The organism is Brevundimonas naejangsanensis, assembly GCF_000635915.2.
GTDB classification, from domain to species: domain Bacteria; phylum Pseudomonadota; class Alphaproteobacteria; order Caulobacterales; family Caulobacteraceae; genus Brevundimonas; species Brevundimonas sanguinis.
On sequence record NZ_CP015614.1, the window covers coordinates 1,659,504 to 1,683,808 of the forward strand.

The 24,305-nt window shown below is 67.0% G+C and carries 29 protein-coding genes and 3 tRNA genes; 14 read left to right on the forward strand and 18 right to left on the reverse strand.

Translation table 11 applies throughout. From position 1 onward, the window contains the following. Nucleotide 1 precedes the first annotated feature (1 nt). The 11 genes from DA69_RS07830 to DA69_RS07875 all read right to left on the reverse strand — a co-directional run bounded on the left by DA69_RS07830 (nucleotide 2) and on the right by DA69_RS07875 (nucleotide 6,550). Nucleotides 2-433, reverse strand: a complete 432-nt coding sequence (locus tag DA69_RS07830; RefSeq protein WP_025978292.1) for an ExbD/TolR family protein — start codon at nucleotides 431-433, stop codon at nucleotides 2-4. A gap of 5 nt (nucleotides 434-438) precedes the next feature. Further along, the gene (locus tag DA69_RS07835; protein ID WP_025978291.1) at nucleotides 439-1,344 is read right to left on the reverse strand and encodes a MotA/TolQ/ExbB proton channel family protein; all 906 of its coding nucleotides are present in this window, start codon (nucleotides 1,342-1,344) and stop codon (nucleotides 439-441) included. 427 nt (nucleotides 1,345-1,771) lie between these two features. Next, nucleotides 1,772-1,847, reverse strand: a tRNA-Phe gene (locus DA69_RS07840). Nucleotides 1,848-1,910: 63 nt separating this feature from the next. Continuing rightward, nucleotides 1,911-2,075 (reverse strand): DNA gyrase inhibitor YacG, encoded by a 165-nt coding sequence (locus DA69_RS14355; RefSeq protein ID WP_082891468.1) that lies wholly within the window; start codon nucleotides 2,073-2,075, stop codon nucleotides 1,911-1,913. Nucleotides 2,076-2,078: 3 nt separating this feature from the next. Next, entirely contained in the window at nucleotides 2,079-3,089 is a 1,011-nt protein-coding gene (locus DA69_RS07845) for an RNA-binding protein (protein ID WP_025978290.1), read from the reverse strand. Continuing rightward, nucleotides 3,089-3,688 carry a Maf family protein gene (locus DA69_RS07850; protein ID WP_025978289.1) on the reverse strand — a complete coding sequence of 200 codons (600 nt, stop codon included), beginning with the start codon at nucleotides 3,686-3,688 and terminating at the stop codon, nucleotides 3,089-3,091. Before DA69_RS07850 ends, DA69_RS07845 begins: the two co-directional genes overlap by 1 nt. A gap of 8 nt (nucleotides 3,689-3,696) precedes the next feature. Continuing rightward, a complete protein-coding gene (gene infA, locus DA69_RS07855; protein ID WP_003164348.1) occupies nucleotides 3,697-3,915 on the reverse strand; it encodes a translation initiation factor IF-1 in 219 nt (72 codons plus the stop codon). Between the two features lie 106 nt (nucleotides 3,916-4,021). After that, nucleotides 4,022-4,489: a UPF0262 family protein gene (locus tag DA69_RS07860; RefSeq protein WP_025978288.1), complete on the reverse strand. Its 468-nt coding sequence runs from the start codon at nucleotides 4,487-4,489 to the stop codon at nucleotides 4,022-4,024. Continuing rightward, complete coding sequence (locus DA69_RS07865; RefSeq protein WP_025978287.1) at nucleotides 4,489-4,974, reverse strand: DUF2948 family protein; 486 nt, start codon at nucleotides 4,972-4,974, stop codon at nucleotides 4,489-4,491. The genes DA69_RS07860 and DA69_RS07865 overlap by 1 nt, the downstream gene beginning before the upstream one ends. Next, on the reverse strand, nucleotides 4,964-6,253 hold the full coding sequence (gene murA, locus DA69_RS07870) for a UDP-N-acetylglucosamine 1-carboxyvinyltransferase (protein ID WP_025978286.1): 1,290 nt from the start codon (nucleotides 6,251-6,253) through the stop codon (nucleotides 4,964-4,966). The genes DA69_RS07865 and murA overlap by 11 nt, the downstream gene beginning before the upstream one ends. A 111-nt stretch (nucleotides 6,254-6,364) precedes the next feature. Then, on the reverse strand, nucleotides 6,365-6,550 hold the full coding sequence (locus DA69_RS07875; protein WP_025978285.1) for a hypothetical protein: 186 nt from the start codon (nucleotides 6,548-6,550) through the stop codon (nucleotides 6,365-6,367). A 98-nt stretch (nucleotides 6,551-6,648) separates the two neighbouring features. On the opposite strand from DA69_RS07875, the gene DA69_RS07880 reads away from it, so the two are divergent. Both DA69_RS07880 and DA69_RS07885 read left to right on the forward strand, forming a co-directional pair. Then, nucleotides 6,649-6,723, forward strand: a tRNA-Thr gene (locus DA69_RS07880). Nucleotides 6,724-6,966: 243 nt separating this feature from the next. Then, complete coding sequence (locus DA69_RS07885; protein WP_029972681.1) at nucleotides 6,967-10,233, forward strand: amidohydrolase family protein; 3,267 nt, start codon at nucleotides 6,967-6,969, stop codon at nucleotides 10,231-10,233. Between the two features lie 219 nt (nucleotides 10,234-10,452). On the opposite strand, the gene DA69_RS07890 is transcribed toward DA69_RS07885, so the two are convergent. The 4 genes from DA69_RS07890 to DA69_RS07905 all read right to left on the reverse strand — a co-directional run bounded on the left by DA69_RS07890 (nucleotide 10,453) and on the right by DA69_RS07905 (nucleotide 13,957). Continuing rightward, complete coding sequence (locus tag DA69_RS07890; protein WP_025978283.1) at nucleotides 10,453-11,121, reverse strand: DedA family protein; 669 nt, start codon at nucleotides 11,119-11,121, stop codon at nucleotides 10,453-10,455. Nucleotides 11,122-11,240: 119 nt separating this feature from the next. Then, the gene (locus tag DA69_RS07895; protein WP_025978282.1) at nucleotides 11,241-11,861 is read right to left on the reverse strand and encodes a hypothetical protein; all 621 of its coding nucleotides are present in this window, start codon (nucleotides 11,859-11,861) and stop codon (nucleotides 11,241-11,243) included. Nucleotides 11,862-11,910: 49 nt separating this feature from the next. Next, nucleotides 11,911-12,402: a peptide-methionine (R)-S-oxide reductase MsrB gene (gene msrB, locus DA69_RS07900; RefSeq protein WP_025978281.1), complete on the reverse strand. Its 492-nt coding sequence runs from the start codon at nucleotides 12,400-12,402 to the stop codon at nucleotides 11,911-11,913. Nucleotides 12,403-12,475: 73 nt separating this feature from the next. Then, on the reverse strand, nucleotides 12,476-13,957 hold the full coding sequence (locus DA69_RS07905) for a hypothetical protein (RefSeq protein ID WP_025978280.1): 1,482 nt from the start codon (nucleotides 13,955-13,957) through the stop codon (nucleotides 12,476-12,478). Nucleotides 13,958-14,137: 180 nt separating this feature from the next. On the opposite strand from DA69_RS07905, the gene DA69_RS07910 reads away from it, so the two are divergent. Beyond that, complete coding sequence (locus tag DA69_RS07910; protein WP_025978279.1) at nucleotides 14,138-14,542, forward strand: DUF805 domain-containing protein; 405 nt, start codon at nucleotides 14,138-14,140, stop codon at nucleotides 14,540-14,542. On the opposite strand, the gene lipB is transcribed toward DA69_RS07910, so the two are convergent. Next, nucleotides 14,518-15,234 carry a lipoyl(octanoyl) transferase LipB gene (lipB, locus tag DA69_RS07915; RefSeq protein WP_025978278.1) on the reverse strand — a complete coding sequence of 239 codons (717 nt, stop codon included), beginning with the start codon at nucleotides 15,232-15,234 and terminating at the stop codon, nucleotides 14,518-14,520. The two genes, DA69_RS07910 and lipB, sit on opposite strands and share 25 nt — an antisense overlap. A gap of 12 nt (nucleotides 15,235-15,246) precedes the next feature. On the opposite strand from lipB, the gene DA69_RS07920 reads away from it, so the two are divergent. The 8 genes from DA69_RS07920 to DA69_RS07955 all read left to right on the forward strand — a co-directional run bounded on the left by DA69_RS07920 (nucleotide 15,247) and on the right by DA69_RS07955 (nucleotide 21,731). Further along, nucleotides 15,247-15,552, forward strand: a complete 306-nt coding sequence (locus DA69_RS07920) for a FliM/FliN family flagellar motor switch protein (protein WP_201105605.1) — start codon at nucleotides 15,247-15,249, stop codon at nucleotides 15,550-15,552. Nucleotides 15,553-15,659: 107 nt separating this feature from the next. After that, nucleotides 15,660-15,744 (forward strand) — tRNA-Leu (locus tag DA69_RS07925). A 65-nt stretch (nucleotides 15,745-15,809) separates the two neighbouring features. Beyond that, nucleotides 15,810-17,228 carry a magnesium transporter gene (mgtE, locus tag DA69_RS07930; RefSeq protein ID WP_025978276.1) on the forward strand — a complete coding sequence of 473 codons (1,419 nt, stop codon included), beginning with the start codon at nucleotides 15,810-15,812 and terminating at the stop codon, nucleotides 17,226-17,228. A 39-nt stretch (nucleotides 17,229-17,267) separates the two neighbouring features. Continuing rightward, nucleotides 17,268-18,143, forward strand: coding sequence for a lysozyme (locus DA69_RS07935; protein ID WP_025978275.1), 876 nt, complete (start codon nucleotides 17,268-17,270; stop codon nucleotides 18,141-18,143). 44 nt (nucleotides 18,144-18,187) lie between these two features. After that, nucleotides 18,188-19,351: an isovaleryl-CoA dehydrogenase gene (locus DA69_RS07940; protein WP_025978274.1), complete on the forward strand. Its 1,164-nt coding sequence runs from the start codon at nucleotides 18,188-18,190 to the stop codon at nucleotides 19,349-19,351. A 1-nt stretch (nucleotide 19,352) separates the two neighbouring features. Then, nucleotides 19,353-20,771: a hypothetical protein gene (locus tag DA69_RS07945; protein WP_145915908.1), complete on the forward strand. Its 1,419-nt coding sequence runs from the start codon at nucleotides 19,353-19,355 to the stop codon at nucleotides 20,769-20,771. Nucleotides 20,772-20,811: 40 nt separating this feature from the next. Continuing rightward, a complete protein-coding gene (locus tag DA69_RS07950; RefSeq protein WP_025978272.1) occupies nucleotides 20,812-21,000 on the forward strand; it encodes a DUF3008 family protein in 189 nt (62 codons plus the stop codon). A gap of 92 nt (nucleotides 21,001-21,092) precedes the next feature. Next, a complete protein-coding gene (locus DA69_RS07955; protein WP_025978271.1) occupies nucleotides 21,093-21,731 on the forward strand; it encodes an exopolysaccharide biosynthesis protein in 639 nt (212 codons plus the stop codon). A gap of 17 nt (nucleotides 21,732-21,748) precedes the next feature. On the opposite strand, the gene flaF is transcribed toward DA69_RS07955, so the two are convergent. Both flaF and flbT read right to left on the reverse strand, forming a co-directional pair. Then, nucleotides 21,749-22,111, reverse strand: a complete 363-nt coding sequence (flaF, locus tag DA69_RS07960) for a flagellar biosynthesis regulator FlaF (RefSeq protein ID WP_029972678.1) — start codon at nucleotides 22,109-22,111, stop codon at nucleotides 21,749-21,751. Further along, on the reverse strand, nucleotides 22,071-22,496 hold the full coding sequence (flbT, locus tag DA69_RS07965; RefSeq protein ID WP_025978269.1) for a flagellar biosynthesis repressor FlbT: 426 nt from the start codon (nucleotides 22,494-22,496) through the stop codon (nucleotides 22,071-22,073). The genes flaF and flbT overlap by 41 nt, the downstream gene beginning before the upstream one ends. A gap of 162 nt (nucleotides 22,497-22,658) precedes the next feature. Between flbT and DA69_RS07970 the strand changes: the two genes are divergently transcribed. From DA69_RS07970 to DA69_RS07980, 3 genes are all read left to right on the forward strand, one after another. Then, nucleotides 22,659-23,084 (forward strand): hypothetical protein, encoded by a 426-nt coding sequence (locus DA69_RS07970; protein WP_029972677.1) that lies wholly within the window; start codon nucleotides 22,659-22,661, stop codon nucleotides 23,082-23,084. 8 nt (nucleotides 23,085-23,092) lie between these two features. Further along, entirely contained in the window at nucleotides 23,093-23,299 is a 207-nt protein-coding gene (locus tag DA69_RS07975) for a hypothetical protein (RefSeq protein WP_025978267.1), read from the forward strand. 70 nt (nucleotides 23,300-23,369) lie between these two features. Continuing rightward, nucleotides 23,370-24,230, forward strand: a complete 861-nt coding sequence (locus DA69_RS07980) for an AAA family ATPase (RefSeq protein WP_025978266.1) — start codon at nucleotides 23,370-23,372, stop codon at nucleotides 24,228-24,230. The last annotated feature ends 75 nt before the right edge of the window (nucleotides 24,231-24,305 follow it).

Genomic DNA, 24,305 nt, shown 5'->3' on the forward strand with positions numbered 1-24,305 from the left:
CTTACGACTGATCTTCGCCAACCAGGGCGACACTGTAGAAACCATTATCCTGCAAGGCGTTCATGACCTGCATGAAGTCCCCGTAACGCGTTTGCTGGTCAGCGCGGATGAAAATCCGCTCCTGCTCAGGGTCACGTGTTCCGATCTGGACTTTCAGATCATCGCCCAACGAGCCCACCGTGGTCCGGAAGTCGCCGATCCACACTTCACCGCCATTCTGGATGGAGATGAAGACAGGCTTGGGCGGATTCTGGGCCGGCGGAGCGACGGCGCGAGGAAGCGTCACCGGCACCGACACGGTGGCGAGCGGAGCCGCCACCATGAAGATGATGAGGAGAACAAGCATAATGTCCACGAAAGGCGTGACATTGATTTCGCTGTTCGCCTCGACGGTGTACTTGCCGCCGCCGGAACCGGAAAGTTTGGCGGCCATTCGGCTTACGCTCCCTTGTCGAGTTGACGCGAGATCGAGTTGATCAGCTCAGCGTTGAACCCGTCGGCGCGAGCGCCGTACGAAGCGATGCGGGTGTTGAAGTAGTTATAGAAGATAACCGCCGGGATAGCCGCGAACAGGCCGATACCGGTGGCCAGCAGGGCTTCAGCGATACCCGGAGCAACGACGGCCAGGTTGGTGGTGTTCGATTCGGCGATGCCGATGAACGAGTTCATGATGCCGTACACGGTGCCGAACAGACCGATGAACGGACCGCCCGAACCGACCGACGCCAGGAACTGCTGGCCGCCCGACAGACGGATGCCCAGACCACCTTGAACGGCGCCGATGGCGTTGTTCGCGCGGTCGATCGTCGAGCCGCGGTGAACGCCGGCGACGTCCAGGCCGGCTTGACGCGACAGCTCCACTTCGCCGGTGGCGGCGGCGGCCATGTCGGCCAGCGGGTTGCCGTCGAACTCTTCCGAGGTGGCCAGGCGACGGATGTCAGCCAGGGTGCGAGCACCGCGGTACTCTTCCAGGAAGCGGTTGGTCTTTTTGCTCAGCGAGCTGAACTCGACCAGCTTGATGAGCAGCAGCGTCCAGGAGAAGATCGAGGCCAGGATCAGGCCGGCCATGACGACCTTAACGACCGGGTGCGCCATCATGAACATGGCGATCGGGGTCAGGCCCGCACCGCCGTGACCTTCGGCGGCGGCTTCTTCCGTGGCGGCTGCATCAGCGGCCGGGGTGGCGGCGTCGGCGGCCGGAGCGGCGGCGTCGGCAGCGGCGGGAGCCGAAGCGGCGGCCGGAGCGGCCGGAGCGGCTGCGTCCTGCGCCAGAACCGGCGAGCTCGCCATCAGGACGGCGGCGCCGGCCATTGCGAGGAGGATATTCGTCTTCTTATCGAGCATGTTTCGCCAGTTCCTGCTTTGGTCTGACTCGTGGAACCCAAGACGGCGGCCGCGTCAGTCGGCCGCGCCTTTACAGTGAAATCTTTTCCTCCCGCCGGATTTCTCCCCCGCCGGTCGGCGCCGCAATCCTCCAAACGTCGAAACGTCTGCGGACCTGGCGACAGAGACAATATCTCGCCGCCCACAGCCTGCAAGCAGGAATGCGGTCCTGTCCCTTTGGCGAAGCCCTATCTTAGCGTCAAGGGCGGAAAATGTCTTTTCACCCCCGGCCGGACGCAGCGCGGCGCGACACGCACAAAAAATGCACGTCACTGTCATGATCCGGCAACAAACTTGCAGTGTTACCGATTGTTAAGAAAAGTTTAGGCCCATGACGAATTTTCGGCTTTTTTGCGGCCGAAGCGAAGATTCATCATTTAGGGGAAAGTGGTGCCTGGAGGCGGATTCGAACCACCGACACGCGGATTTTCAATCCGCTGCTCTACCAACTGAGCTATCCAGGCTTCGCTTTGCGTCGCGAGAGGCGGCTCTATAGGCGAGCCTGGGCGGGCTGTCCAGACGCCAATTCACTCAATTCCGCGATCTTTTTCATCATCGTGCGCTTCTTCGGCGGGAATGGCGTATCCGCCGGTGAACCAGCGTTGCAGATCAACGTCGGCGCAACGCTTGGAGCAGAAAGGCTTATAGGCTGCGACAGACTCGGCGCGGCGGCAAATGGGGCACTGGGCCATGCATCAGCCCTCCTTGATATGAAATTCGCCCGGTGCGGCGTCGGGGCGGATATGGGCGCGCGGCCCCAGTTCAGCCGCCCACGGCGACAGAATCATTTCAGAGGCCGGGCTGCAATGCAGCGTGAAACGCGGCGTCGCCCGATCTGTCGCCAGCGCCAGCCGCAGGCGATGCAGGGCGGCGCGTTCGGCTGCGCCCGGCCCGGCCAGCCGCTCGTCCGCCGGCGTTCGGCCCCACGGCAGGGACAGTTGCAGCAGCCCGAACCGACTGAGCGGCCCCACCGCGACGCCTTGCGTCCCGGCGAAAGCCTGACGCGCCATGTTCAGGGTGCTTTCGGGATGCAGGCCCACGCCCGCCAGATCGACCGCCGCCAGACCGCCCCACCCCGTCAGGCCCAGCAGGCGCGCGGTCTGGCGCAGGCCCTCGCGATTCACCGCCTCGCGCCCCTTGCGGGAATCACGACCGGCGACAGGGGCGTAATCAATGTCGACCGCGATCAGGGCGCGCGTGCGCTGGATCGCCAGATCCAGGCCGACCTCCGAAACAACGACGCCGCCCGCCAGCGCCTCGTCCTGAGCCTCGGTCGCGGCGCGAATGGCCGCGGCGCCGGTCTCTATAGGCATATCGGGATAGAGAGCCCGCAGGATCGCCTCAACGTCAGGCCCCGGCGCCAGCAGGCGCGGCTCGCCGCTCGCCTCGCCCAGACGACGCAGCACCGGCCCCTTGCGCTCGCGGGGCTCGGCGGTGATTTCCAGTTCCAGCTTGGCGCCTTCGGTCGGGCGATCCGCCTTGCCCAGAGGGAGGAAGCCGAACGGCTCGCCGCAGCCCAGGTCGACGAAGGCGCCGTGCAGCCCCGGCGCCAGCCGCGCCACCCGGCCCACGAGGCGCGCGCCCAGGCGATACTCGGGGCGGTCGTCCTCTCTATGAAGGATCAGCGTCTCGGCGCGGCCGTCGCGGAACGCCACGCCTCGGGTCTCGCCCGGAGCCGCGTCCAGGAAGACCTCGACATCGGCCATCAGGCCGCCCCGCCTCGCCATCCCGCGCCGCGAAGAAGGTTCGCCGCCTCATACAAAGGCAGCCCCATGACGGCGGGATGGCTGCCGACGATTCGGGTGATGAAGGCCGCCGCCCGGCCCTGGATGCCGTAGCCCCCGGCCTTGCCCCGCCATTCGCCCGCGGCGACATAGGCGGCGATCTCGCCGTCCGACAGCGGCTTGAAGCTGACGCGGGTTTCCACCACCCGCCAGGAGGTCCGCCCGCCTCGCACTACGGCCACGCCGGTGAAGACGCGATGATTGCGGCCCGACAGCAGCTTCAGAAACCGGGTCGCCTCGGCCTCATCGACGGGCTTCTCCAACAAGCGACGCCCGACAGCCACCACCGTATCGGCGGCCAGGACCACGTCGTCGGGATGGCGTTCGGCCACGACAGCGGCCTTGGAACAGGCCAGGCGCTGGGCCAGACGCGGCGGCGTCTCGGCCCGCTGGGGCGCTTCGTCGATGTCGGCAGGATCGACCACATCGGGCGCAATGCCGATCTGCGCCAGCAGCTCGATGCGGCGCGGGCTCGACGAGGCCAGGATCAGCCTCGGAGCCGGAGCGTCAGGACGCGACACGCGCGTCCTTACTTGAAGCGATAGGTGATGCGACCCTTGGTCAGGTCATAGGGCGTCATTTCGACCAGCACCTTGTCGCCGGCCAGCACCCGGATGCGGTTCTTGCGCATCTTGCCCGCAGTGTGGGCGATGATCTCGTGATCGTTTTCCAGCGTCACGCGAAACGTCGCGTTGGGCAGCAATTCGCTGACCACGCCGGGGAACTCAAGCAGTTCTTCCTTAGCCATGCGGCCTCTCTCGCCCGGTGAATACGGCATAAGGCTCGCGCCGGGCGTGAGCGCGAGCCGTAAAAGTGAGGGCGCCTAATGCACCAAAACGCTTAGATAGTCGAGTTCAGCCCCGACGATAGAGCGCGCAGACCAAAGTAAAGAGCCGCCGGGCGGTCTCCTGGTCCATCTCGACCTTGCCTTCCAGACGCGCTTTCAGCAGGGCCGCGCCTTCGTTGTGCAGGCCCCGGCGCCCCATGTCGACCGACTCGATCTGACTGGGCGAAGAGCCGCGCAACGCCTCGTAATAGCTTTCGCAGATCAGGCCGTAGTCGCGGATCACAGTCTTCATCGGCGTCAGCGACAGGACATGGGTGCGGCTGAAATCCGGGCCGGTGATCTCGAAAGCCAGGCGATTGTCCTGCGACGACAGCTTCAGCGCATAGGGGCCCCCTGCGGCGCCTTCGGGCACGAAACGGTTCTGCTCCACCAGGTCGAAGATGGCGACGCGGCGCTCATGCTCGATCTCAGCCGTCGCGGCCGGCAGGGAGGCGTTGTCGATCTCGATCGCCGTCAGCTTGTGCGTCGCGCTCATCAGCCCGCCTCGTCCAGATGGGTGGGCGCCACCCGCGCAGGCCAGCGCTCGGACAGATCGGTCAGGACCGCGTCCAGGCATTCGACGTCGATTCGCAGGTCTCCGCCGCCAGCGAACATCATGAACACCCGGCCGCCTGGCGCCTCGGTCGGCTGAAAGTCCATCGCCAGCAGCTCCAGCGCCTGATCGGGTAGGCGCGGCAGACGGCGGCTCTTGACCGCCTGGACGTCCCCGAACTGCATGGCCGCCATCACGCGCGCGCCCCCGCATTCCCAACAGAAGCGCGACAGGACCACGGTCAGGCGCCGCGCCTCCTTTTCCCAGCGGATGTCGACCGGACGCATGATGGCATCCTGAAGCGCGGCCGAAATGATCTGCAGGTCGTCCGCGTCCTCGGCCAGCAGGCGCAGCGGCGCGATCGGCGCGGCCTCCCCGCCATCGCCGTCGATCACCGGATCAGGGATGGATTCGCCGTCAGTGCTCATCGCCCTCCCCCTTGATGCGTCGGACATCGGCGCCGCAGGCGCCTAGCTTCTCTTCCATGCGCTCGAAGCCGCGATCCAGGTGATAGACGCGGCCGACCGTCGTCTCACCTTCGGCCACAAGACCGGCGATGACCAGAGACATGGAGGCGCGAAGATCCGTCGCCATCACCGGCGCCCCCTTCAGCTCCTCGACGCCGCGCACCACCGCCTGGCCGGCGTGGACGGTGATGTCGGCGCCCAGACGCGCCAGTTCCGGCGCGTGCATGAAACGATTCTCGAAAATGTTTTCGTGGATGACGCTCGTACCTTCGGCCGTCGTCATCAGGGCCATGAACTGCGCCTGCAGGTCGGTAGCGAAGCCCGGATAGATCTCGGTCGTGGCGTCGACCGCCTTCAGCCGCTGCGTCGGATCGCGGCGCACGATCAGCCCGTCGTCAGTCGGCTCGATCTCGACCCCCGCCTCGATCATTTTGTCGGTCAGGGCGGTGATCAGGTCAGCGCGCCCCTTGGTCAGGCGCACTTGGCCCCCGGCCATAGCCGCCGCGAGCGCATAAGAGCCCATCTCGATCCGGTCGGGAATCACCGACCAGGTCGCGCCCGACAGGGACGAGACGCCGGTGATCGTCAGCACGTCGGTGTCCAGGCCCTCGATCTTCGCGCCCATCGCGATCAGGCAGCGGGCCAGGTCGCCGATCTCGGGCTCGCGCGCCGCGCGCTTCAGCACCGTGGTTCCGTTCGCCAGCACGGCGGCCAGCAGGGCGTGTTCGGTCGCGCCCACTGATACGAAGGGGAACTCGATCTCGGCCCCGCGCAGCCCCTTGGGCGCCGTGGCGGAGACATAGCCCTCTTCCAGCTCGATCGCCGCGCCCATCGCGGTCAGCGCCTGCAGGTGCAGATCCACTGGACGGGCGCCGATGGTGCAGCCCCCCGGCAGGGAGACCTTGGCGTGCCCCGTGCGCGCCAGCAGCGGCCCCAGCACGTTGAACGAAGCCCGCATCTGACGCACCAGGTCATAGGGAGCGAAGGTCGAGGTGAGCTCTGGCGCGTGGAACAGGGTCTCCTGGCCGTCCGCTCCGTCGCGCTCGGTCACTTCCACGCCGAACTGGCGCAGCAGCTGGCCCAGGAATCGCGTGTCGGCCAGGCGAGGCATATTCGTCAGCAACAGGGGCTGATCCGTCAGAATCGACGCCGCCATCAGCTTGATCGCCGAGTTCTTGGCGCCGCTGACCGGAATGGAGCCGTTGAGGCGGTGGCCGCCGTGGATGACGATGCTGTCCATGAGTATCGGGGAAGTCCTGGGGGGCTCGGACCCCTACGGCCCGGCGAACCGGCTATCTAGCAAGCCTGGCGGCGCCGGCGAAAGGCCGGAACGTCGCAAGAGGGATGACTTTCAGTTGCTTTCCTTGGCCGGGCGCGCGCCGCCCGCGCCCGGCGCCTTGCGGCGACGCAGATTCGCACGCAGGGCGGCGGCCAACCGGGCCGCCCGCTCGGCCTTCGCTGCGGCGGCAGGTGCAGGTGAAGATGGGACGGCGGCCTCGGGGCCCGCCCCATCAGCGTCTTTAGTCGGCTTATCCATGGACGCAGCAGACCGCGCCGAAAGATTTTGATCAAGCGTGCATTTTTGGCTTGGCCCGGCCAAAACCTTTGGCTATACGGCCGCTTCCTCAGTGACCCGCCGCCGTAGCTCAGTGGTAGAGCGCATCCTTGGTAAGGCTGAGGTCGGCAGTTCAATCCTGCCCGGCGGCACCATCGGAGCCCAAACCTGCAAGGGTTTGGGCTCCGGCCATTTCTGGCCCCTGAAATCCTGATCTACTGCGCCACTGCCGATAACAGAGCAGGCTGCAGGCTTTGCTTTTGGACAGGCGCGCAGGGGTCCCGAGACTTCTCCGAAGAATATTCGGCCTTATCGGTCTTATCCCGACTGGCCAAGGTCCGGCCGCTGCCGCTAGCCTCGCCCCCATCTGTATACGTTTGATAGCCGAGGGGGCTTTCATGAAGCGCGTTCTATTGACTACGGCTGCGGCTTTAACCGTAGCCTTTCCGGCGTTCGCCCAGGATCCGAACTCGGCGACCACGCCCAAATGGGACGTGCAGAACCCAACCGGCGGCGCCCAGCGCGACATCAACATCAACGTCGATGAAGGCACCTGGATGGCTGTCGACGTCAGCTCTGACGGCCGCGAGATCGTCTTCGACCTGCTGGGCGACATCTATGTGATGCCCATCGGCGGCGGCGAAGCCCGCCCCATCGCCTCGGGCGTCGCCTGGGACATGCAGCCGCGCTATTCGCCGGACGGCCGGTTCATCGCCTTCACCTCGGACCGTGGCGGCGGCGAAAACCTGTGGGTCATGGACCGCGACGGCTCCAACCCGCGCCAGGTTTCGAATGAAACGTTCCGCCTGCTGAACTCCCCGGCCTGGACGCCGGACAGCCAGTTCGTCGTCGGCCGCAAGCACTTTACCTCTTCACGCTCGCTGGGCGCGGGCGAGATGTGGATGTACCACCGCTCGGGCGGCGGCAGCGGCGTGCAGCTGACCGAGCGCCGCACCCAGCAGAAGGACACGGGCGAGCCCGCCTTCTCGCCCGACGGTCGCTATATGTATTTCAGCGACGACGCCACGCCGGGCGGCGTCTTCGACTACTCCAAGGACCCGAACACCCAGCTCTATGTGATCCGTCGACTGGATCGCGAGACGGGCGAGATCAAACCCTTCGTCACCGGCCCGGGCGGCTCGGTGCGCCCGACCCCATCGCCGGACGGCAAGTCGCTCGCCTTCGTGCGTCGCGATCGCTACCAGTCGGTCCTCTACGTCATGGACCTGGAATCGGGCCGCGAGACGCCGATCTACGACGGCCTTGACCGCGACATGCAGGAGACCTGGGCCATCCACGGCGTCTATCCGGGCTTCGCCTGGACGCCGGACAACGGCTCCATCGTCATCTGGGCGGGCGGCAAGATCCGCCGCATCGACGTGGCCTCCAAGGCCGTCAGCGAGATCCCCTTCCGGGTCACCGACACCCGCCGGGTGCAGGAGACCGCCCGCTTCCCCGTCGAGGTGGCGCCGGACCAGTTCGAAGTGAAGATGATCCGCTGGGCGCAGACCTCGCCCGACGGCTCCAAGGTGGTGTTCGAGGCCTTGGGCAATCTGTGGGTCCGCGACCTGCGCAACGGCGTGGCCGGAACGCCGCGCCGCCTGACGCGCCAGAGCGATCATTTCGAGCTGTATCCGTCCTGGTCGCGCGACGGCCGCTCGATCGTCTACACGACCTGGAACGACGACAAGCTGGGCTCCATCCGCGTGGTTCCCGTCGCAGGCGGCGAAGGCCGGACCATCACGACCAACCCCGGCCACTATCTGGAGCCGCGCTTCTCGCCGGACGGCCAGACGGTCGTCTACCGCACGTCCAGCGACGGCTATTTGCGCTCGGCCCTGTGGAGCCGCGAGCCGGGCATCTACCGCGTTTCCGTCCGCGGCGGCGAACCGGTCAAGATCACCGATTCGGGCACGACGCCGCAGTTCGGCGCCAGCAACGACCGCATCTTCGTCAGCGCGCGTGAGGGCGACAAGCGCGTCCTGCGCTCGATGAACCTGTCGGGCGGCGACGTGCGCAACCACCTGAGCAGCGAATGGGCGGCCGAGTTCTCGGTCTCGCCGGACGAGCAGTGGATCGCCTGGACCGAGCGTTTCAACGCCTATATCGCGCCCTTCGCCTCCACGGGCCGCGCCATCACGGTCGGCGCCGACACCAAGGCCCTGCCGCAGACGCGCGTCACCCGCGATGCGGGCGAATGGCTGCACTGGTCGGGCGATTCCAGCCGCCTGCAGTGGTCTCTGGGACCGGAGCTGTTCTCGCGTCCGCTGAGCGAGAGCTTCGCCTTCGTCGACGGCGCTCCGGCAGCTCTGCCCAAGCCCGCCGAGCATGGGATCAAGATCGGCTTCACCGCCGACTACGCCCGCCCCAGCGGCGTCACCGTCCTGTCCGGCGCCCGCCTGATCACCATGAAGGGCGAGGAAGTCATCGAGGACGGCGTCGTCGTCATCAACGGCAACCGCATCGAGGCCATCGGCCCGCGCGGCTCGGTCACGGTTCCGGCCGGCGCCCGCGTGATGGACATGGCCGGCAAGACGATCATCCCGGGACTGGTCGACGCCCACTGGCACGGCCGCATGGGCTCCGACGAGATCATCCCGCAGCAAAGCTGGGTGAACTACGCCGCCCTGGCCTTCGGGGTGACGACGCTGCACGACCCGTCGAACGACACCAGCGAGATCTTCGCCCACAGCGAACTGGCCAAGGCCGGGCGTGTTGTGGCGCCGCGCATCTTCTCGACCGGCACCATCCTCTACGGCGCCGCGACGCCGACGACGGCCGTGGTCAACAACCTGGACGACGCGCGCTCGCACCTTCGCCGGATGCAGGCCGCCGGCGCCTGGAGCGTCAAGAGCTACAACCAGCCGCGCCGCGAACAGCGCCAGCAGATCCTGCAGGCCGCCCGCGAACTGGGCATGATGGTCGTGCCGGAAGGCGGCTCGCTCTATAACGTCAACATGAGCATGCTGGTCGATGGTCACACCACCATCGAGCACTCGGTGCCGGTGGCGCGCATGTACGACGACGCCGTCCAGCTGTGGTCGCAGACGGGCACGGCCTATACGCCGACCCTCATCGTCGGCTTCGGCGGCGCCTGGGGCGAGAACCATTGGTATGAGGTCACCGACGTCTGGAAGGACCCGATCCTGAGCCAGTATGTCCCGCGCCGCATTCTGGACGACCGTTCGCGCCGTCCGGTGAAGACCCCGCCGGAAGAGCTGAACCACATCTCCATCGCCCGCGAATCCAAGCGGCTGATGGATCAGGGCGTCTCGGTCCAGATCGGCGCCCACGGCCAGCGCGAAGGCCTCGGCGCCCACTGGGAGCTGTGGATGTTCGAACAGGGCGGCATGAGCGCCCACGAAGCCCTGCGTGTCGGCACCATCAACGGCGCCCGCGCGCTCGGCATGGACAAGGACATCGGCTCGCTGGAGGCCGGTAAACTGGCCGATCTGGTCGTGCTGGACGCCAATCCGCTGGTGAACCTGCGGGACTCGACCAAGATCAGCCACACCATGATCAACGGCCGCCTCTACGATAACCACATGAACGAGGTCGGCGGCCCTCAGCGCAAGCCATTCTGGTTCGAGAGCGAAGACGGTCAGGCCTGGAGCGCCTCGGGCACGGCTACGGCCGCCGAGAGCCACGGCCACACCCACGACTGATCCCGCCGCACGGCAGGAACGCGAAAGGGCCCGGCATCCGCCGGGCCCTTTTTCGTGAGCAGTTCAGTTGGGGCGTTGATCACGCCCTTTCATCCCGCTCATCCCGAAGGACGCCGGGATGAGCGGCGATAACAGACGCAACTCAGAACAAGCCCGAGGATGGCCGAGGGCCGGCCTCTCGCCCCTGCGCCCCACAACCGCACAATGAGCGAGTTGAGGTTACTCCCCCAGTCCGCGCACCGAGGCTTCCAGCAGGGCGTTGCGCCGCGCCGCGCGGCCCTTCAGCCAGCGCATGGCGAGGACCAGCGCCGCCACCACCGCGCCGAAGGCCAGCAGCCACAGGGTCGGGTTGTGCGCCTCGCTCATCATCTCCAGTCGGGCCAGCCCCTTGGCGGCCAGATAGCCGGGCGCCAGCATGGCCAGCACCCACACGAAGGCCGAGGTCACGTTGGCGAACTGGAACACGCGCTGGCGCATCTGCAGCACGCCCACCATCACCGGCACGAAGGCGCGCAAGGGACCGAAGAAACGGCCGATGAAGATCGAAGCCACGCCGTAGCGACGGCAGTACAGGCGCGTCCAGGCCAGCTTGCGGCGGTGCGGCACCAGCAGGTGATGACGTAGCACCCGCGTGCCCAGCCGCCGGCCGATCCAGTAGGAGATGGCGTCGCCCATGACGGCGCCGATCACGCACCCGCCGATGACGGTGAAGGGATCCAGCACGCCGGCCGCCACCAGTCCGCCTGCGGCGACCAGCAGGCCCGTCGCGGGCACGAAGGCGCCGATCACGACCAGCGACTCAAAGAAGGTCACTGCGCCAAGGATCACGCCGGCCCACATGGCGTTGCGGGCGATGAAGTCGGCGGCCGAACTAAGCAAACTGTCCATACTGATCCTTTGCACGAGGGCATATGGGATCAGGCGCTATCAAGGGAATGCGACGATGCGACGCCCGGCCCTAAAAAAGGTCGGCGTGGCCTATGGGACGCACTTTATCGCCCGTCTGACTATCGTCCGGCGTCGCCATCCCGGTCGCGCGCGGGGTCAGCCTGCCGCTCGTCCATGCTGAAGGGGCGGATGCGACTGGGGCGTTCATGCGGACTGCGCACCCCCATCGGCCCCGGCACGGCGCCATAGGCGTCGCGCCAGCCGTAGCCGTTCAGCCCATAGCGGCCCGCGTCATAATAGCCGTAGGGACCGTAGCCATAGCCCCAGGGCGCGTTCTTGGTCTGGCTGACGCTCAGGTTAAGCGTGCCGTTTTCACCCAGCGGCATGGAGACGGCGGCGGCGAAGTCGCGATAGCCGCCGGTGCCGATCCCGGCGCTGACCTCGCCGTGCATCTTGCGCGGCGCGGCCTCTTCCCAGGCGTCGGCCCATTGCTCGACCGGCGGCGGCGAACCCGCCTTGCGCTCGCCGATCCAGCGAGAAATCTGGTCTTCGGTGCTGAGGCCGTGCGGCGCCGCCGTCTGCAGCGTCACAGCAGGCGAGGCCTCGCCCACGGTCTCGGCCAGGGCGGCCGCGCTGGCGGTCGGCACGGCGCCCGAACCCGCGCGCGGAGCGGTCGAAACCACGCCTTCGGGATCATTGCTCGCCAGCAAGAGGGAGGCGGTCATGAGTTCGATCAGCATACGCATCTACTCCCGTTCACAACCACCCTACCCCTAAATGCGGCCAAGGTCAGGCGGTCCCGTCGCCGCGCCCCAAAGGATCGGGCAAGGCTTCGCCTTCGGCCACGAAGCTCAGCGCCACCGAGTTGATGCAGTAGCGCAGGCCCGTGGGCGGCGGCCCGTCTGGGAAGACGTGGCCCTGATGGCTGTCGCAACGGGCGCAGCGCGTCTCGACGCGCACCATGCCGTGGCTGTCGTCGCGCACGGCGCGGACATGGGCCGGATCGACCGGCTCGGTGAAACTGGGCCAGCCGGTGCCGCTCTCGAACTTGGTTCCCGACCGGAACAGCGGCAGGCCGCATTCGCGACAGCAGAACACCCCTGCCCGCTTTTCGCCCAGCAGGGTGCCGCAAAACGGCGCCTCGGTGCCGTGCGCCAGAAGCACGCGCTTCTCTTCCGGCGACAGGTCGGCCTCCAGCGCAACGCGCTGGCTGTCGGTCGGAGGCGTCAGGTCATAGCCGGAGGCGGAGCGCATGGCGGCGTGAGATTCGGTCTGGGTCATGGTCTGAAAATAGGAAGGGCCGGACGGTCGTTCCACCGTCCGGCCCTCGATAGGCTGATTTAGATGGTTGCGATCAGCCGAACAGGCCGGCGACCCAGGCGCGAACGGCCGTCTCATCCGTGGCGTCGCCCGTGTAGGCCAGCGCGCCTGCAGGCGCGTAGGGCGAGTTGTTGCCGCGCTGACGCGTCGTCCACGCCTTATGACCATAGCTCAGGTCGGCGTAGTTGGACGGCAGACGCAGGGTCGTCGGCTCGATGAAGATGGTGTCCTCGGCCGTGGTCGAACCGGCGATGCGCACGTTCGGCAGGCGGCTCAGCAGGTCCAGCGTGTCCAGGCACCCGCCCGAGCAGCCGGCGTCCACCAGCACGACCACCTGGCCCTGCACCGGATTGGCGGCGCCGGTGTCCGGGGTCGCCGGACGGCCCGGCATGACGAAGGTCGGCTGGCCAGCGGCGATAGCGCTGTCGAAGGCGGCGACGATGGCCTGGGTCTGTTCGATCACCGCGCCCGATTCCTGAACGAAGCGCGGATCAGACTGCATCCGGTTCAGAGTGTCGGCGAACCACTGGCGGTTGCCCGGCGTGGCGCGATAGGTGATCTGACCGGCTTCCGGCTGGCGGCTGACGGTGAATTCCGGCGACCAGATGCGGTTCGCCAGCCCATAGCCGCGCGAGGTGGCGTTGACCGAGGCGCCGTTGGCGCCGCGCAGGTCCAGCACAAAGCCCTGCGGCCCGCGAATAGCGGCGGACTGGGCCTCGACCTGGGCGAAGAAGGCGTCCCAGCCCGCGTCATCGGCCAGCGAGTGAACGCTGACCCACGGACGCCCGTCGACCATCTGAACCGACAGCGGCGCGCCCGAAGGCACATAGACCGAGGCGCGATAGGCGGCCTCCAGATTCTGGGCCGTGGCCGGCTGCGGCGACAGGGTGAAGCTGCGGGTGCGGCGGCCGACCTGGAACTCGCAGGTCCCCGGCACGCCCGTCGTCATCGGGTTGTTGCGGTTCCAGAGCAGATAGGGGGCGCTGCGGACGCGACCGGCTTCGGTCGTCAGGTCGCCCTCGAACTGGTCCAGCTTGGCCTTGGCCAGGTCCTCGATCGGCTCGGCGTTGCAGCTCTTCAGCACGGCGCCCAGCGGCGGCGCGCCGCGCACGCCGTCCTGAACATAGGAGACGACGTACTGGCCGTTGCGCCAGGCCGTGGCCACGCCCGGCCAGCTGGTGGCGAAATACGGGCCCAGGCCCTCATAGGTCGGGCGGGCGGCGATGTTGGAATCGCGGAAGCCGTTGGCGTACCAACGCAGCAGATAGGCGTGGCTGTCGCCGCTGTTGACCTGTCCGGCCTTGGCCTGGGCCTGCTGCAAGCCGGCGTCCAACCAGCTGCGGAACGTCGCGCTGGCCTCGCCCGGCGTCACGGCGGCCGGATGGTTGTCGCGCAGGGCCGCGTGCATAGCCTGTAGATCCTGACGCGCCAGATCGCTGAAGTTCTGGGCCGAGGCGGCCGAGGCGGCGAAGGTCAGGGCCAGTGCGGCCGCCGACGCGGAAAGCAGGCGTTGCATGAGGGAATCTCCCGGTGTCCGTCTAAAACGCGGTATCGCCGGGTTTTAGACTCATTAACGGCGCCGTCGCCACCCCTGCGGCGAATTGCGCAGCTTATTCGCCGCGCGCGGCTTCCGCTCGCGCCTGATCCATTTGATGGCTGGCGCCGCAGCCGCCAATGAGGTCAAAAGACGACGCTTATGATCGCCCTGACCGACCTTTTCCTGACTTCGACCGGCCGCGTGGGACGCAGCGGCTTCATGGCGGGCGCCGCCGTCCTGCTGGGCCTGTGGACCGTCGTAGACCTCGTGCTCGGCCTGTCCGGCTGGCTTCACGCCCTGATCGCTGCCGCCCTGATTTATTGCGGCTTTTGCATCCTGTCGCAGCGCCTGCATGACCGGGGGCGCTCAGGCTGGTGGAGCGGACCGGTCCTGCTGGCCTTCGCCCTGGCCTGGCCGCAGCCCATGACCCTGCTCGGCTGGATCGCCGTCGCAGGACTGGCCGTCGTCGCCGTCGACCTGGGGGTCCTGCCGGGCCAAAAGGCCTTTAACCGCTACGGCGCCGCGCCCGGCGCCCGGCGTCACAGCGGCGCGACGCCCGGCTGAACCGGGCCGAACACCCGCTGGAAGGACGACTTCAGCGCGTCGTCCGCCTCGTCCATCGTCGCCAGCACCCCCAGATCGACCAGGCTGGTCACGCCGTGCTCGGTGATGCCGCACGGCACGATGCCGCCGAAATGGTCCAGGTCCGGCTCCACGTTCAGGCTGATCCCGTGGAAGCTGACCCATTTGCGGACCTTGACGCCGATGGCGGCGATCTTGTCCTCACGGCTCCAGCCCGCGCCCTTGCGCTCGACCCAGACGCCGACGCGGCCCTCGCGCATTCCGGCCTCGACGCCGAAACGGTCCAGGGCGCCGATGATCCAGTCCTCCAGCCCATGGACGAAGCCGCGCACGTCCTTGCCTCGCTTGTTCAGGTCCAGCATCACATAGGCCACGCGCTGGCCAGGCCCGTGATAGGTGAACTGCCCGCCCCGCCCGGTCCGGTGCACAGGAAAGCGATCCGGCGCCAGCAGGTCGTCGTCCTTGGCCGAGACCCCGGCCGTATAGAGCGGCGGATGCTCCAGCAGCCAGACCAGCTCCTCAGCCTCGCCGGCCGCGATCGCGGCCACGCGCGCCTCCATGGCGGCTTCGGCGGCGGCGTATTCGACATAGCCGGACGACAGCGCCCATTGGACGGGGCGCTCATCCTCGCGGAGCAGGCTGTGTTGGGCAGAGTTTAACGGGTCGGCAAGCATGATGCCCTCAATGTGGGGCCGAACGCGGCGGCGCAAGGGTCGCCCGGTGATTTGCGAGTATCTTCTTTGAGCCAGATCGAAGCCGTCGATGTCGAGATTTCGGTCGTGCTGGGCCGTTCGGTCCTGCCTATGCAGCAGCTGCTGCGCATGGGCCGTGGCGCGGTGATCCCGCTGGACGCCTCGGAAAGGGACGAGGTCTGGATCCTGGCCAACAACCACCCGGTCGCGCGCGGCGAGATCGAGATTCGCGACGACCGCATCGCCATCACGGTGACGCGGCCCGCGGATGTCTATGATTTCATGGCCGGCGCCGCCTAAGTCTTCCCTCTCCCGGCGGGAGAGGGAAATGCGCCTGTCTCTGCTATTTCCGCAAAACGCTCTTTTCTTTCCGCTCTCTCTCCGCTATTGCCCGCCCTCCGATGCGAGCGGTCGTGGCGGAATTGGTAGACGCGCAGCGTTGAGGTCGCTGTGGGGCAACCCGTGGAAGTTCGAGTCTTCTCGACCGCACCATCTGATCTGACAGGGCGAATCTCGGCTAGATACGGCTGACAACCAACTCCAGAGGAGGCAGACACGTGACCCACACGGACCTTGCCCCTCTGCGCCCCGAAGACGCCCAGCTGGAAAACGAAAGTCACGCCGCCCTCGGTGAAGACTACGCCCTGACGGCGGCCTTCGTCGAAAAAGTGGTGGACGCGGCGGACGACGGCGATGGCCTGCGCCTGCGCAGCCTGCTGGAAGACCTGCACCCCGCCGACGTCGCCGATCTGATGGGCTTTCTGACCGCCGAGCATCGCTCGGTCGTGGTCCAGTGGCTGCCGCCGGACCTGCTGGCTGAATCCCTGCCCGAAATGGACGACGGCATCCGCGAGCAGGTGCTGGAGCGGGTCCCCTCGGCCACCTTGGCCGAAGCCCTGCAGGAGCTCGATTCGGACGACGCCGCCTCGGTGGTCGAAGACCTTGAGGACGATCAGCGCGAGCGCGTCCTGGCCGCCATGCCCGAGGTTGACCGCGCCGCCATCGAATCCTCGCTCGGCTATGAAGAGGATTCGGCCGGCCGCCTGATGCAGCGCGAGTTCATGGCCGCGCCGCAGTTCTGGAACGTCGGCGACACCATCGACCACGTCCGCGCCCAGGGCGACGACCTGCCCGAGCTCTTCTTCGACATCTATGTCGTCGACCCGATGAACCGCCCGGTCGGCGGGGTGGCCATCAGCCGGATGCTGCGCAGCCCGCGCACCACTCCGCTGACCGAACTGATGGAGCCGGTCAACGTCATCGAGGTCGACGTCGATCAGGAAGAGGTCGCCTATATCTTCGAGAAGTATCACCTGATCTCGGCGCCCGTGGTCGATACGGGCGGGCGGCTGGTCGGCCAGCTGACCGTCGATGACGTCGTCAACATCATTCAGGAAGAGAACCGCGAGGACATCCTGCGTCTGGCCGGCGTCTCGGACGAGGACCGCTCGTCCAGCGTGCTGGAGATCGTGCGCGGCCGCGTGCCGTGGCTGGGCATCAACCTGTTTACCGCCGTCCTGGGCGCCAGCGTCATCGCCCTGTTCGAGGGCACCATCCAGCAGATCGTCGCCCTGGCCGTGCTGATGCCCATCGTCTCGGCCATCGGCGGCAATGCAGGGACGCAGGCCCTGACCGTCACCGTGCGCGCCCTGGCGACGCGCGAACTGAACGCATCGAACGCCCTGCGCACCTTCTGGCGCGAGATGGCCGTGGGCCTGGCCAACGGCTTCATCCTGGCGCCGCTGATCGGCATGGCGGCAGGGTTCTGGTTCCAGGATTGGCGCATCGGCGCCGTCATCGGAACGGCCATGATCCTCAACCTGCTGGTCGCCGCCAGCGTCGGGGTGCTGACGCCGCTGACCCTGGCCAAGCTGAAGTTCGACCCGGCCGTGTCTTCGGCCGTGTTCGTGACGGCGACGACCGACTTCTTCGGCTTCCTGATCTTCCTGGGCCTGGCGACCATCGTCCTGCTGTAGATCTGACCTGAAACGGCCCCGCCCGTTTCGGAACAAGGCTTGCTCCGCCCCGGTCAGGGCGAGAACGCCCGTTTCGAATTGGGTCAGTCCGTGTCCGCAGCCGCGCCGCAACGCCGCAAGGTCTCTCGTGAAGGCCTTCTGCTGATCAAGAGCTTCGAGGGCTTTCGCCCGCGCACCGTACTGCGCCGCGACGGGACGCCGGTCATCGGCTATGGCCACGCGCGCTCGGCCCGGCCCGGCGCCGTGGTCAGCGAGGCCGAGGCCGAGCTGCTGCTGCAATACGACCTGATGCCCATCGTCGCCCTGTTGAACGAGCGGATGCGCCTGCCGCTGAACCAGCATCAGTTCGACGCCCTGGCCAGCTTCATCTTCTCCATCGGCCTTGAGCGGTTTCAGGCTTCCGACGTACTGGAGAAGCTGGACGCCAACGCGCTGCCCGAGGCCGCCGTCGCCCTGTCCGCCTGGCCCGAGCGCGCGTCCCCGCCGGTCGACGCCCTTTATCGCCGCCGCTCGGCCGAGCGCGCCCTGTTCGACACGGCGCCCGACCAGCCCGCCCCGCTGGACGCCCTGCTGACCGCCCCGGTGCGGGGCCCCGGCGCGGAGGCCGCCTCCGCCGACGCCCCGCCGCCCAGCGTGCCCGTCCTGCGTCACGAGAAACGCGCCGCCAAAGCCGCCGCCGGCGACGCCGCCCTGGGCGACAAGGGCGCCGTTCTGTTCATCGGCGGCGTCGGCGCCCTGGCCTTCGCGGCCGGAATCGCCGCCTTCCGACGCGCCCTGAACGCCCCCGCTTCGGGCGACGCCACGGTGGTGATCGGCGCCGGGCTGGCGGCGGCGGGGCTGGTCTTCATCGGCGTCGCAGCCTGGAGCTTCCTGCGCGCCAAGGACCATCCGCCAAAGCACAAACAGTCGCGCTAACAGGCGTCTTTGCGAAGGCCGCGCACGATGCTACGCCTTTGGGCATGAGCATTCCCTTCGCGCCCCAATCCATGGAATTCGGCCTCGGCGAGACCGCTGACGCCATCCGCGACACCACCGCCCGCTGGGCCGCCGAACGGCTGGCCCCCCGCGCCGCCGAAATCGACGAAAAGAACGAGTTCGCCCGCGACCTGTGGCCCGAGATGGGCGAACTGGGCCTGCACGGCATCACCGTCGAGGAAGAGTTCGGCGGTCTCGGCCTCGGCTACCTCGAACACGTGGTGGCCATGGAGGAAGTGTCGCGCGCCTCGGCCTCGATCGGGCTCAGCTACGGCGCCCACTCCAATCTGTGCGTCAACCAGATCCGCCGCTGGGGCACGCCCGAGCAAAAGGCGAAGTATCTGCCCAAGCTGATCTCGGGCGAGCACGTCGGCTCGCTGGCCATGTCCGAAGCCGGCTCTGGCTCGGACGTCATGTCCATGCGCACCCGCGCCGAGAAGAAGGGCGACCGCTATGTCCTGAACGGCACGAAGTTCTGGATCACCAACGCCCCCCACGCCGAGACCCTGGTGGTCTATGCGCGCACCGGCGACGGCAACGGCGGCGTCACCGCCTTCCTGATCGAAAAGGGCATGAAGGGGTTCAGCGTCTCCAAGAAGCTGGACAAGATGGGCATGCGCGGCTCGGACACGGCCGAACTGGTGTTCGAGGACTGCGAGGTCCCCGAAGAGAACATCATGGGCGGCGAAGGGCGCGGCGCCGCCGTGCTGATGAGCGGCCTGGACTATGAGCGCGCCGTCCTGTCGGCCGGTCCGCTGGGCATCATGCAGGCCGCGCTGGACGTGGTCCTGCCCTACGTCCGCGACCGCAAGCAGTTCGGCAAGCCTATCGGCTCCTTCCAGCTGATGCAGGCCAAGGTGGCCGACATGTACGTCGCCCTGAACAGCGCCCGCGCCTATGTCTATGCCGTCGCCCGCGCCTGCGATCAGGGCAAGACCACCCGCTACGACGCGGCGGGCGCCATCCTGCTGGCCTCCGAGAACGCCGTGAAGGTCACCCTGGAGGCCGTCCAGGCCCTGGGCGGCGCCGGCTACACCAAGGAATGGCCGGTCGAGCGCCTGGTCCGCGACGCCAAGCTCTACGACATCGGCGCCGGCACCAACGAAATCCGCCGCTTCCTGATCGGCCGCGAGCTGTTGGGAAGCTGATGTGATCGGGCGGGGGGCTTTGCTGGGCGCTCTGGGCGCGCTTTTCGCCTCCACGGCCTGGGCTCAGGCCCCCGCGCCGACACTTGATCAGGACGCCCTGATAGCGCAGGCCGAGCGCGTCGAACGACACGCCGACGCGCTCAGCCGCCTGTGGCCCGGCTACTGGCCCAACGATCAGCCCTTCATCCTCTATGCGCCGGATATCGGCGCCGTCTTCGGCGGCGCCCGGCGGCCTGGCACGCCCCGCTTCCGACCCGGCCGCTTGGAAGGCGCCGAGTTTCATTTCGTCCTCGATTATCCTTCCGGCGTTCCGGACACGGTGCTGTTGCGACCCGACGGCGCCGACGACGACCTGTCGACCCTCTTCCACGAACAGTTTCACGACTTCCAGAACACGGCCTTCCGCTGGATGTCCGGCGACGGGCATCAGGAATTCGTCGATCTGGATGCAATACCCGACCTGGCCGGTTTCATCGCCGCGCTGGATCTGGAGCGTCTGGTTCTGCAGGCGGCCCTGCTGGAGCCTGACGCACCCGCCCGAAAGCAACTGGCGCGAACCTATCTGGCGCTCAGGACAGCGCGCAGCGCCGATCTGCCGGCCGAAGTTCTGGCGGTGCAGCAGCAAAGAGAATGGTCCGAAGGCACGGCCGAGTTCATCGGTCTGCAGGCCAGCCACCTGATCGCCGGTCGCCCCGACGCAGCCCTGCCTTCCGCCATCGCCAGAGCGCTCGCAGCGCCCGGTCAGAACGACATGAGTCTGGTTTCCGAGCTGTTCCGTTGGCGCGCCTACCCCGTCGGGGCCGCCCTGACCTGGCTGTTGGCGGACGTGGGCGCGGACCAGTGGCGAACCCAGGTCGGTCAGGGCGCCCCGCTGGATGTCCTTCTGCGCCAGACGATCGGCGAAGGTTCCGCCGAGGACGTTTCGGCCGCAGCCGCGCGTTTCAACCTTGCCGCCCTCAAAGCCCAGGCGATTGAGAGACTGGCCCATGCGCCCGCAGGCGTCACGACCCGCGAAGCCTTCCTGGATCAGGCCCCGCACTGGCTGGTTCTGGAACTGAAATCGCCCGTCGATCGCGGCAAGGAAATCCAGTTGTCCTTCTCGGCGGCGGAGATGACCCCGCTGGCCGACGGCGCCATCGCCCTGCCGCACGGCATGGTGGTCATGGAGGCTCCGGGGCTGGCTTTGAAGAGCGAACGCAGTCCGGCCCTGATCGAGGCTCCGGTCGGCGTGGTGGCGAACGGCGTGATCGCACACGCCGTCACCCTGCCCCTGGCAGCCGTCGACCTTCACGAATTACGCGCCAGCGAACCCTTTCTGCTTGAGAAGGAAGGCCTGTCGCTGCGCATCGACGCGGCCGACGAAATCCAGCAGCAGGCCGGCCGAACCCGGATCAGTTTAACCCTGCCCAAGGAACCCTAGGACAGGCGAACAGTTGCTCCCTTCTCGAAAGGAGATCGTCATGCCCGCCAAATCCGCCGCCCAGCAGAAAGCCGCCGGAGCCGCCCTGGCGGCCAAGCGCGGCGATACGCCCAAGTCCAAGCTCAAGGGCGCGTCGAAATCCATGATGGAATCGATGAGCGAGAAACAGCTGGAAGAGTTCGCCCACACCAAGCGCAAGGGCAAACCCGAACACGTCTCGAAACATTAGGCGTCTAGTGCACAGCAACCGTAGCGGTAGGGATGGCGCAAGGCGCTGCGGCCTCCTAACTACGCGTATGACACCGTTCTGAGTCTCGCTTTATGACGCTCGTTTCCGCCCCACCGCCCGATGAGGGACGGACCTTTTCCGACGTGCTGGAGCAACTGGGCCAGGGCGAGGCTGAAAAACTGTCTCTGCGCGAAATGATCGAGGCGTTCGGCGAGCGCGGCTTCGGCGCCGTCATCCTGATGCTGGCCTTGATGGCGCTGTTTCCCTGGCCGCCGGGCGGCAAGGCGGTGTTTTCAGTTCCTATCATCCTGATCGCCGCGGAGTTGGCGCTTCAACGCGACCGAGTATGGCTGCCCCGCTGGCTGCTGAAGCTGTCGGTGAGCCGCGCCGCCTATCGGACGGCCGTCGAAAAGGTCCTTTCGCGCCTGCGTCGGGTCGAGCGTCTGACGCGCCCCCGCTGGCCCGCTCTGACCGGCGAAGCCGCAGACGTTGGAATCGGCGTGATCTGCATCCTTTTGGCGCTGATGATGGCGTTGCCGGTGCCTTTCGGCGACGCCCTGCCCGGCCTGACCCTGGCCCTGTTCGGCCTGGGCATCATCCAGCGCGACGGCGCCTTCATTCTGGCCGGCATGTTCGGCACGGCGGTGTGCGGCGTCTATCTGGCTCTGGTGTGGACCACGGTGGTCGCGGTGGTCAGCGGCGTCGCCCACTGGGCCGCTAATCTGTTCTAGGGCCGCCTGACGGAGCCTCAGCCTGCGTCGGTCTGACCGCTGAGCCCCTGCATGATCATGCGGTTGATCTCGATCAGGGTCGAGAAATCATCCTCGCCGCGCATGACTTCGGACGTGTGCCGGCTGACGAACAGGCTCAGTGAAATGAACTGCGCCCGCATCGCCTGCGGTAAGGCGTTGTCCGGGTCCGTGCAGGCGGTCGCCAGCGTCGACCACAGCCGACGGTTCCAGTCCAGCGCGTCCATCCGCCCGGCGACATCCGACCTTTCCAGGGTCGAGGCGTGCATCAGGGCGCGCGTCACCTGGCCGAACAGCCGGTATTCCATTTCACGCGGGGATTCAGCCCGCGTCGCCGCCGTCTTGTACGCCTGAAGCGACATTGCCGAGCCTTTGATCTTCGTAATCGACGATTTTGCGAGCGCCCATCAGGGCCTTGTAATACTGACGCGCCAGCACGTGTTTCGAGCAGGCGACGCATTCGGTCAGGATGTCTGGATTGCGCACCGCGCCCATGAACTCCGTCAGGCGCAGGGCGAACTCGTCATAGAATTTCGGCGCGTCGGCCTCATCCAGATACATCATCATGACGGGGAAATAGATGCGGCGCGCAGGGCTGGTGACGTCCTCGGGCTGCATGATGTCCTTTTCGCGCAGGACGCTGGCTTTGTTCTGCAGGATCAGCACGCCGCGACGGTCGCCGTTCTGGACGACGGCCCCGTTCAGCACGAATTTCTCGCCGGGTTTCAGCGACAGTTTCAGAGGCAAGGGAAGGTCTCCGTGGCGCCGCCCTCACCGTGACGGCCGGCCGCTGACGAACTGTAAACCGACGTGGTTAACCATCCCTTCACTTGGGCCTTCCCCGCGTCGTGGCGGCGCAGGCGGGAACGCCCTGACGAGCCGCGCCGTTGATCTGTCGTAAGGGAGACAATGATGGCAGGACCCGACTTCGAAACCGACGCCCAGGATCAGGCCGAGGTTTATGACGAGACCCATATGGACGATGAGGGCGACGGCGAGCTGTCGTTCGACGAAGCCGACGACGTTCTGGACGTTACCCAGTTGGACGGCGACGCAGACGCCGAACCCTTCGACGAAGACGACCCCGATCTCGATGCGGAACTGGCTTTGGACGGCATAGAGGCCGAGGCGGACGCCCTGCTGGGCGTCGACAGCGTCCGGCTCAGCCAGGCCGACGGCGACGGCGCCCCCGCGTCGGGCGCCGACGAAGTGGAGCTCGTCTACGCCGGTCTGATGCGCAACCAGCGCGGTGCCCAGGCCAGCGCCGCCCATTGGGAAGCCAAACGTCTCTCCGACGACGACATCGAAGACCTGGGCTACGGCCCCGAACAATGAGGAAACCCATGACCGACAAAACCTACTCCAAGACCCAGGAAGACGCTGACCCCAACACGCCCCCGGCCAAGCGCGCGCCCCACGAAAGCGGCAAGCCCGACCAGCTGAAGGACAAGGAAAAGGACGCCGAAAACCGTCAGGAAGCCCTGATCGACGAGGGCGTCGAGGAAACCTTCCCCGCCAGCGACCCGGTGTCGGCCAAGCGCATCACCTGATCCTGCCGCCTGTTCACGCCCATCTCTTTAAGCTACCTGCTCCCTTCCCCCGGAATGGAGCAGGTTTTGCATGAGCCGGTTCGAAGGCACGTCCAACTACATCGCCACCGAAGACCTGAAGGTCGCCGTCAACGCAGCCGTAGCGCTTGAACGGCCGTTGCTGATCAAGGGGGAGCCCGGCACGGGCAAGACGGTCCTGGCCTATGAACTGGCCCGCGCGCTGAATGCGCCGCTGATCACCTGGCACGTCAAGTCGACGACCAAGGCTCACAACGGCCTGTACGAATACGACGCCGTCAGCCGCCTGCGCGACAGTCAGCTGGGCGACGCGCGGGTCCACGACGTCCGCAACTATCTGAAGAAGGGCAAGCTGTGGGAGGCCTTCACCGCCCCCGCGCGCCCCGTCCTGCTGATCGACGAGATCGACAAGGCCGACATCGAGTTTCCCAACGACCTGCTGCAGGAACTCGACCGCATGGAGTTCTACGTTCAGGAGACGGACGAGACGATCCGCGCCGAGGTCCGCCCCGTCGTCGTCATCACCTCGAACAATGAGAAGGAGCTGCCGGACGCCTTCCTGCGCCGCTGCTTCTTCCACTACATCCGCTTCCCCGACGCACAGACGATGCAGGACATCGTCGAGGTCCACTTCCCCGGCATCAAGCCGCGCCTGGTGTCCGAGGCTCTGAAGACCTTCTATGAAATCCGCGACACGCCGGGCCTGAAGAAGAAGCCGTCGACGTCGGAACTGCTGGACTGGCTGAAGCTGCTGCTGGTCGACGACGTGGCGCCGGAGACCCTGCGTGAAAAGACGCCGGGCAAGCTGATCCCCCCGCTGCACGGCGCCCTGCTGAAGAACGAACAGGACGTGCATCTGTTCGAGCGCCTGGCCTTCATGAGCCGTCGCGAAGGCGCCCGTCCCGGGGGCTGAAGGGGCGGCGGTTTTTCGCCCCTATCCCGCCGCCTTTCGATTACCGCGATTTCACTGGTCCCAGGGCGCTTATGG

Excerpts from the sequence above, each read along its gene's own strand:
- DA69_RS07830 (WP_025978292.1), bottom strand. The coding sequence starts at position 433 with ATGGCCGCCAAACTTTCCGGTTCCGGCGGCGGCAAGTACACCGTCGAG.
- DA69_RS07835 (WP_025978291.1), bottom strand. The coding sequence starts at position 1,344 with ATGCTCGATAAGAAGACGAATATCCTCCTCGCAATGGCCGGCGCCGCC.
- DA69_RS14355 (WP_082891468.1), bottom strand. The coding sequence starts at position 2,075 with ATGGCCCAGTGCCCCATTTGCCGCCGCGCCGAGTCTGTCGCAGCCTAT.
- DA69_RS07845 (WP_025978290.1), bottom strand. The coding sequence starts at position 3,089 with ATGGCCGATGTCGAGGTCTTCCTGGACGCGGCTCCGGGCGAGACCCGA.
- infA (WP_003164348.1), bottom strand. The coding sequence starts at position 3,915 with ATGGCTAAGGAAGAACTGCTTGAGTTCCCCGGCGTGGTCAGCGAATTG.
- DA69_RS07860 (WP_025978288.1), bottom strand. The coding sequence starts at position 4,489 with ATGAGCGCGACGCACAAGCTGACGGCGATCGAGATCGACAACGCCTCC.
- DA69_RS07865 (WP_025978287.1), bottom strand. The coding sequence starts at position 4,974 with ATGAGCACTGACGGCGAATCCATCCCTGATCCGGTGATCGACGGCGAT.
- murA (WP_025978286.1), bottom strand. The coding sequence starts at position 6,253 with ATGGACAGCATCGTCATCCACGGCGGCCACCGCCTCAACGGCTCCATT.
- DA69_RS07875 (WP_025978285.1), bottom strand. The coding sequence starts at position 6,550 with ATGGATAAGCCGACTAAAGACGCTGATGGGGCGGGCCCCGAGGCCGCC.
- DA69_RS07885 (WP_029972681.1), top strand. The coding sequence starts at position 6,967 with ATGAAGCGCGTTCTATTGACTACGGCTGCGGCTTTAACCGTAGCCTTT.
- DA69_RS07890 (WP_025978283.1), bottom strand. The coding sequence starts at position 11,121 with ATGGACAGTTTGCTTAGTTCGGCCGCCGACTTCATCGCCCGCAACGCC.
- DA69_RS07895 (WP_025978282.1), bottom strand. The coding sequence starts at position 11,861 with ATGCTGATCGAACTCATGACCGCCTCCCTCTTGCTGGCGAGCAATGAT.
- msrB (WP_025978281.1), bottom strand. The coding sequence starts at position 12,402 with ATGACCCAGACCGAATCTCACGCCGCCATGCGCTCCGCCTCCGGCTAT.
- DA69_RS07905 (WP_025978280.1), bottom strand. The coding sequence starts at position 13,957 with ATGCAACGCCTGCTTTCCGCGTCGGCGGCCGCACTGGCCCTGACCTTC.
- DA69_RS07910 (WP_025978279.1), top strand. The coding sequence starts at position 14,138 with ATGATCGCCCTGACCGACCTTTTCCTGACTTCGACCGGCCGCGTGGGA.
- lipB (WP_025978278.1), bottom strand. The coding sequence starts at position 15,234 with ATGCTTGCCGACCCGTTAAACTCTGCCCAACACAGCCTGCTCCGCGAG.
- DA69_RS07940 (WP_025978274.1), top strand. The coding sequence starts at position 18,188 with ATGAGCATTCCCTTCGCGCCCCAATCCATGGAATTCGGCCTCGGCGAG.
- DA69_RS07950 (WP_025978272.1), top strand. The coding sequence starts at position 20,812 with ATGCCCGCCAAATCCGCCGCCCAGCAGAAAGCCGCCGGAGCCGCCCTG.
- DA69_RS07955 (WP_025978271.1), top strand. The coding sequence starts at position 21,093 with ATGACGCTCGTTTCCGCCCCACCGCCCGATGAGGGACGGACCTTTTCC.
- flaF (WP_029972678.1), bottom strand. The coding sequence starts at position 22,111 with ATGTCGCTTCAGGCGTACAAGACGGCGGCGACGCGGGCTGAATCCCCG.
- DA69_RS07970 (WP_029972677.1), top strand. The coding sequence starts at position 22,659 with ATGATGGCAGGACCCGACTTCGAAACCGACGCCCAGGATCAGGCCGAG.
- DA69_RS07975 (WP_025978267.1), top strand. The coding sequence starts at position 23,093 with ATGACCGACAAAACCTACTCCAAGACCCAGGAAGACGCTGACCCCAAC.
- DA69_RS07980 (WP_025978266.1), top strand. The coding sequence starts at position 23,370 with ATGAGCCGGTTCGAAGGCACGTCCAACTACATCGCCACCGAAGACCTG.